We start from the raw sequence: 454 nt of genomic DNA, 5'->3' as shown, positions 1-454 counted from the left end.
CTTCCGGGGCTAAGATTCATGCATTCTTTTTTTACACCGCCGTTTGGAACATCAAAATATACATTAAGGCGGCTCTCTGCCTTTAAAACAATATCAAAAGCGCATGGTGAGTTTTCAACATAGAGCACACAACCATACAAGAGGTGGCGAAGGCGGGAAAAAAAGTCGGTCAGGTTGCCTGTCGGATAACACGGGAGAGTATCACCAAACCGTGAGCGGAATAATGACTGGTAAATCCACACCAGTTCATCACCTGAAAAATCATCCAGGCTTTTGACGTTTCCACCATTCCGGAGAAACTTTTGATACTCATTACGACGGTTTTTTCCAAATTTAGTAGAGAAGGTGTCTTTTACCAGACAGTTCTGTTTCTTTCTGGCAAGACGCCATGTGGCATTAATAATTTGTGACCTGTGGTATACAGAAAGCTTATTGGTACGTTCAGGAAGGAAGC

General features: G+C 43.0%; 1 pseudogene. It reads right to left on the bottom strand.

Annotated features, from left to right (window positions below):
* Positions 1 to 454: pseudogene (locus F7Q90_RS26025) on the bottom strand (antimicrobial resistance protein Mig-14); the annotation flags it as partial.

The sequence above is a fragment of the Pantoea stewartii subsp. stewartii genome, from assembly GCF_008801695.1.
GTDB classification, from domain to species: domain Bacteria; phylum Pseudomonadota; class Gammaproteobacteria; order Enterobacterales; family Enterobacteriaceae; genus Pantoea; species Pantoea stewartii.
This window is presented reverse-complemented; position numbering and strand designations above follow the sequence as displayed.